The organism is Streptococcus sp. (genome assembly GCF_019414905.1).
Taxonomy (GTDB): Bacteria; Bacillota; Bacilli; order Lactobacillales; family Streptococcaceae; genus Streptococcus.
This window is the reverse complement of sequence record NZ_DXLC01000124.1, coordinates 2,538-8,982: the sequence shown is the minus strand read 5'-3', so window position 1 is coordinate 8,982 and position 6,445 is coordinate 2,538. Positions and strand designations below refer to the sequence as shown.

At 35.4% G+C, this 6,445-nt stretch carries 6 protein-coding genes; all 6 read right to left on the bottom strand.

Annotation, left to right across the window (positions count from 1 at the left end; translation table 11 throughout):
* Positions 1-714: Gfo/Idh/MocA family oxidoreductase (locus QZ359_RS03755; RefSeq protein WP_293960463.1), on the bottom strand; the 714-nt coding region annotated here is incomplete at its 3' end.
* Positions 715-726: 12 nt separating this feature from the next.
* Entirely contained in the window at positions 727-2,820 is a 2,094-nt protein-coding gene (gene nanB, locus QZ359_RS03750) for a neuraminidase NanB (RefSeq protein ID WP_293960460.1), read from the bottom strand.
* A 16-nt stretch (positions 2,821-2,836) separates the two neighbouring features.
* Positions 2,837-3,670, bottom strand: coding sequence for a carbohydrate ABC transporter permease (locus QZ359_RS03745; RefSeq protein ID WP_000730332.1), 834 nt, complete (start codon positions 3,668-3,670; stop codon positions 2,837-2,839).
* On the bottom strand, positions 3,670-4,554 hold the full coding sequence (locus QZ359_RS03740; RefSeq protein WP_000237988.1) for an ABC transporter permease subunit: 885 nt from the start codon (positions 4,552-4,554) through the stop codon (positions 3,670-3,672). The genes QZ359_RS03745 and QZ359_RS03740 overlap by 1 nt, the downstream gene beginning before the upstream one ends.
* A gap of 78 nt (positions 4,555-4,632) precedes the next feature.
* Positions 4,633-5,970 carry a sugar ABC transporter substrate-binding protein gene (locus QZ359_RS03735; RefSeq protein WP_261038940.1) on the bottom strand — a complete coding sequence of 446 codons (1,338 nt, stop codon included), beginning with the start codon at positions 5,968-5,970 and terminating at the stop codon, positions 4,633-4,635.
* An 18-nt stretch (positions 5,971-5,988) separates the two neighbouring features.
* The coding region (locus QZ359_RS03730; protein WP_293960191.1) for a YhcH/YjgK/YiaL family protein at positions 5,989-6,445 on the bottom strand (457 nt) is incomplete at its 5' end.

The following is a 6,445-nucleotide window of genomic DNA, read 5'->3' as shown; positions in this document are numbered from 1 at the left end:
ATGTTCACCCCAACGATAAGCTGAACCCCATTCTAACAAGGCAAAACGTTTATTAGAAAATTCCATATTGACAAAAATCATATCATCTTCATCACCGAAATTTTCACCTTCATGGGCTACATTTCCACCTGTCATGGTTACAGTTTCTGGCATACCACCCATAAGGAATTGCACGCAATCCAATTCATGAATATGGTGATACAAGTGACCACCTGATTTTTCACGAATTTTTTTCCATGATACTGACGGTTGTTGTTCTTCCCAACCATTACGAGCTGTGTGACAATATAGAACGTCTCCGATGACTCCTTGATTAATTAGTTCTTTTGCATGATGGACACCATTAAAGAAGTTCATAATATGTCCTGCCATAAAGGTTACATTATTTTCTTTACATGCATCTACCATCTCGCGACAATCTTGATAAGAAAGCGCAATTGGTTTTTCACAGAAAACATTTTTGCCATGTTGTGCAGCCTTAATAACCGGTTCCTTATGAAGATTATTTGGAGTTGCGACGATAACACAATCTACTTCATCGCTAGAAACCAACTCATCTAGGGAACTTGCTACTTTTGCTCCCAATTCTTCTGCAATAGCCTCTGCATTATCTGGATCATAGAGAAGAGTAATCTCTGCTCCATCATTCTTTTGCATATAACGAGCCAACTCAGCTCCAAAATATCCTGTTCCAACAACACCGTATTTAACCATGTTTTTTCTCCTTTATTTTGTTAAATCATTAATTTCCAAATCTATGTACTGAACTACATTACTTAAATGCAATTCATTTCTCGACCATGAATCATATTTTTCAAATAATACACCTATGTGATGATTTGGCAATTCTGTAATCGCAGAATATGCATAACCATACGAAGGCAAATCAATGTCATAGTGGTACTTCCAATCAATACTATCATCTTCTTTATTGACTAAACCGACAACTAATTGGCCTCCCTTACGGCCATTTTTAGAATTTGGTGTACTCAAAATGACTGCTTCTTTTCCATCAATTAATTGAGAGTATTTAATTGCAGATACTTGTGTACCATATGAAGTTTGTTGAATTCCATCGATATACGAAACTTCTGACCATGTTTCTCCAGAATCTCTACTAGTCATATAGGCAATCTTACCTGTAGTAGTTCTAAAGAATGTTCTAATCACACCATCTCTCATTTCAACCATTTGCGCTTCTGCTGTCGCATTCTTAAACGGAATTGAAGCTGAGGATTTCTTCCATGTTTGACCACTATCATCAGAAATGAGATAAGTTAGTTCGCCACTGGTATATGTTGCAAAAATTAATCTGTTACTTGATTTTAATGCTAAACCTTGTCCGGGACATAAGTAAGTTCCATTATGTTTTTCACCTAAGAACGGAGGCAATAACTTAAATTGTTCCCAACTCTCTCCTCTATTCTGACTAGTTGTCATTGCTATATAATTAGTAGGAGTCACTTTAAATAACGAATCTTTGTAGAAAACATTCATAGGAACCTGTTTTCCATTATGCCTTTCTCTTAGAGAGCCACTATCAAAATCAACCGAATATTGTTCGACTGTTAAAGACTTTCCTCCCTCCAAAACTTCATACTTATCATTTACAGTATAATTTGTAGGTTTATTTGTTGTTTCATCGTAAACGACACCATTTTCTCTAACTGTATAACGGAAATCGTTATCTCCATTCTTCTTTAGTTTTAAATAATAATGACCGTTTATTTCTTTAAAACCTGAATCAGCTTTATTTGCATTATTATTTCCGATACCAGCAGGCATAACATCAGCTAATAATATCGTTTTCCCAGATTTTTTATCTTCAACAATGGATGAATCTATAAATGAAGCACTTCCACTAATTTGACTATTCTTTAATTTATTATCTCGTGGCCAGTAAACTAACTGCTCCTCATAGTCATTAAACTTCATAGCAAAAGTTGGCTCACTCCACGTTTTCCCATTATCATCACTATAAGAAGTCGCGATATTAATCTTACTTTTAGAATCATGAGTCCCACCATAACGTGCATCAATACTTGATAGAACTCTTCCACTACTTAATGTATATAATGTCGGTATTCTAAAATAGTTTGCTTGAGTAGAATCTCCTGATTGGAAAATTAACTGAAATGGATTTGACAAGGGAATAGTTGAAACTTCCTGATCACTAATTGCTTTATTAAATAGACTGATTTCATCAATACTTCCTCTTGCAAGATAATGATCCTTGCCTTCACGATTAACAGCTCCTAGTGTTGCCTTATCTATACCATTTATATTTGAAATCGGCAAAAATGTATCAACTGTTTCAGAGAACACTTCTATACCATTAACATACATTGTGTATGTCTTATCTTTAGAATCAGATACAAATACGAGTGTATTTTCAACTGCCTGTCCTTTATGCTTTCCCCATAATGAAGCTGGTCTAGAAAATAAATAATTTATTCCCTTTTGGGCGTCTCTTATTTCTACACCTATCTCACCAGAATCTCTCATGAAAATTGAAAAGTAATTATTTTTAAAGCCTGCTTTACTATTAGATAGACCAAACAAAGCTTGAAGCGAGTTTGGTTTATCTGCTTTAAATTTCATTACTACTGTCTGACTCTCTCCAGATAATTTATCTAATAACAAAGGGCTGATATCTATACTCTTATTGTTCAGTTGATATGAACCTCCTTGAAAAATAGGAGATATAGACAGTTGACCATAGTTTAATTCATTCGCATGAATCAAAGTGGGTACTCCCATTAAAAGCCTAATTCCTACAACAGAAATTCCTAGTTTTGAATAAAGACCGCTCTTATTCATTTTTTCCTTCTTTCGTTTACTTCACAGATCCTTCTGATAATCCACTTGCAATCTTATTTTGGATAATAGAGAAGAAAATAATTGATGGAAGAACCACAATAACAGATGCTGCCATCATATCTCCCCAGTCTAAAATTTCTGAACCGTTAAGAGATCGAAGAGCTACTGCTACTGTCATCTTTCCTGTATTGTTAATCAAAATTAAAGCATACAAGAATTCATTCCAAGCATTGATAAATGTATAAATAGCTGTTGCTACAATACCTGGTGCTACAATCGGTAGCACAACTTTATAAAATGTAACAAATTTATTTGCACCATCAATTCTAGCTGCTTCTTCAATTCCAATTGGAACTGTTTGGAAAAATCCAACTAAGAGCCAAACTGCATATGGAACACTAAAAGATAGATAAACCATCATCAAGCCAAATAAACTATTTGTTAATCCAACTTTAGCAATGGCAATTGAATAGGGAATTGCTAACAAAATTGGTGGGAAAATGTAGGTAATGACAAGTAATCTCGACATGATTGCTCCCAATTTAGGGAAGAATCTAACAATACCATAGGCTGCCATAGCAGAAATAATAATCGCAATAACGGTTGTAGCTAAGGCAATGATTAAACTGTTTCGAATGTTATCAATAAAGTGCAAATCGTTAATAACATGAGTGAAATAATCTAATGTAAATTGTTCAGGCCAAAATCGTGTTGGATACTGAGTTAATTCCCCTTTCCCCTTGACAGAAGATATGATAATCCATACCAATGGGAAAATTGCAACGATGGTCGCACCAATCAAGAGTACATGTGAGAGAATATCTAAATAAATACCGGATTTCTTCTTCATTATTTTCTACCCTCCTTTTCCCACTTACTGATGATAGCAAAGTAGATAAAGCAAATTGCCACCAAGAAGATAAAGAGCAATACTGTAACTGCTGAAGCACGACCCAACAATTTAGTTCCCCAACCTAGGTTGTAGGCAAAAATTGGAAGCGTCGTTGTAGCATTGGCTGGTCCACCACCTGTAATTAGGTAGATAATGTCAAAGTTATTAAAGATCCATACAGTTCTCAAAACAACTAGAAGCCCTACAACCACTTTGATATGTGGAAAGACGATAAATTTGAACACTTGCCAACTTGAAGCACCATCTATCTTAGCAGCCTCAAATTGTTCTTCTGGTACTGTTTGCAAAGCTGAAAGCACATTAACCATGATCATCGGCGCTCCAAACCAAATGTTGATAAACACCAAACATAGGAATGCCCATGTACTATCTGTCAAAAATGCAGGCGTATGTTCCATTAAACCTAATTTTACGATTAGATTAGGTAAGTAGCCATAAACCCCGTTTAGAATCCACTGCCAAGAAAAGGCAATAACGATGGTAGGAAATGCCCAAGGAACAATCAATAAGGTCCTATATAATTTCTTGAAGTGGCGTACTCTGTGAAGAGCCAAAGCCAATACAAACCCTACTAAAACTTGACCAACTAATGAGAAAACGGTCCACTTAATTGAATTAAAGAACGCATTAAAGAAGTTGGGATCTGATAGCACAGCTTTATAGTTAGCTAAACCAACAAATTTATAATTAGGCATAATCAAATGCTTATTGGTAAAGCTATAAAAAATACTCGAGAAAAACGGATAAACAAAGAGTAATCCTACGATAATCATAGCTGGCAAAACAAATATCCAGCGAGTTAAATTACGTTCTTTAACCATTCTCCTTCTCCCTTCTTTTACAAGATTGGGCTAGGGCTTTTCAGCTCACTAGCCCACCTATTTTCTAGTCTTTTACATCTACTGAGCAGCCTCAAATAAATCGTTTAATTGTTTTTCTGCTTCTTTTGCTGCTTTCATAGGATCTGTTCCATTTGAAATGATATCTTGGAACATTTGTTCAATAATGTGTTGGTTAGTCAACATACCAGCTTGTACACTTGGTCCATTTTCATAACCAATAGCAGTACCTTTTTTAACAGCTTCAGTAATCACTTCTTCAGCATGTTTAAATTTCTTACGAGTTTCATTTTCTTTATAGGCTGCAGAATCGCTAATTCCCTTAATAGTTGGCAACATACCTACTGGAGTTGAATCAAGGAATTTAACGTAGTCTTCTTCATTATAAAGTGATTCCAAGAATGCTTTAGCAACTTCTGGATGTTTTGAATTTTTCCAAACAACTATTGGAATGTTTGAGGTTTCAATTCCTTGGTCTTTATCAGATTCTTTGATTTTTGGAATAGGATAAGCATCAATCGAATCAATCAATTGAGGACTGTTGGCATTAATCCCTCCAATATGGAAGCCAGAGTTAAAGTCAAATGCTGTTTTTCCTTGATAGAACAAGGTAGCTTGTTGAAGGACATTAAAGTTCAAAGAATCTTGAGGTGAGATTTCTTTATACATTTTAACCCAGTATTTAATACCATCTTGAGCAAGTTGGCTTGTCAAATCTGCTTTAAGATCTTTTGTCAAGAGACTTCCACCACCACTACGAACATAGAAGTTCAAGAAACGTGTTGCCATTAAGTCGTTTGTCCCAAATGGAACAGACAAGCCATAAACTCCAGCTTCTTTCAATTTTTTAGAAGCTTCATAGAGTTGATCCCAAGTTTTAGGAACCTCAATATTATGTTCTTTTAACAAATCTGTTCTAACCCACATGACTTGTGCATGTGAATAAAGAGGAACAGAGTAGTAATCATTTCCGATTTTTGCTTCATTTAAGGCAGTTTCGTTAAATTTATCCTGTCCAATACGCTTGATAGAATCGTTTAGAGGAACCAAAGCATCTGAGTTTACCATTTCCATTACTTGGTTAGGAAGAGCTGTACTGATATCTGGCACATTTCCATTTGCTAAACCTGTAGTCCATTTAGTATAGAAGTCATTCCAAGAAAATGTTTCAATCTTGATTTTCGTTTTTGGATGCTTTTGCATGAATGCATCTGCTGATTTTTGAATACTTTCTAAACGCGGTCCTTGAGTAAAGGAGTGCCACATTGTAATCTCACCAGATAATTCTGTCGGTGGTTCAGTGTCAGCTGTAGTTTCTTTCTTTCCTGAACAAGCTACCAAGGCAACAGCTGCTAGCGCAACTCCAGCTAAACATAAAAACTTTCTCATTTTTTTCATTGTTCTTCCCTTTCTACATTAAGAAATCGCAACTTTAAAGACAACTTTTTTCACAGGTTCATCATTTATACGAACCTTGGGTTGATGTAAATCTTCTGGAAAAGTGATGAGGCATTCGCCAGCTCTCAAATGAACTAACTGTTCCACTTCCCCTGTGTATAATTCAATATCTTTCTCATCATCATATTTTTGGGTAACGCTTACATTTTCCGGCGACGTAACAGCCATGGCTTCTTCGTTTTCCAAAACTAAATGAATATCCAAATATTTTTGGTGAGTTTCAAAGAAAGCTCCTGCTTGACCGTCTGCTAGATAAGTAAAGCAATTTCCAAACAATCGATCACCATCGATATCAATCGGACCTTCTGTTAAATTTTCTAGTCCTGTTTTTTCTATAAAATCTATTAATGTTGCAAAATGTGGATTGACTCCCACATAAGTTCCTAAACGACTGATTTTAGTGATAATCATACTC

What these genes read in the sequence shown, in the direction of transcription:
- QZ359_RS03735 (WP_261038940.1), bottom strand. Translation starts at nt 5,970, where the DNA reads ATGAAAAAAATGAGAAAGTTTTTATGTTTAGCTGGAGTTGCGCTAGCA.
- nanB (WP_293960460.1), bottom strand. Translation starts at nt 2,820, where the DNA reads ATGAATAAGAGCGGTCTTTATTCAAAACTAGGAATTTCTGTTGTAGGA.
- QZ359_RS03740 (WP_000237988.1), bottom strand. Translation starts at nt 4,554, where the DNA reads ATGGTTAAAGAACGTAATTTAACTCGCTGGATATTTGTTTTGCCAGCT.
- QZ359_RS03745 (WP_000730332.1), bottom strand. Translation starts at nt 3,670, where the DNA reads ATGAAGAAGAAATCCGGTATTTATTTAGATATTCTCTCACATGTACTC.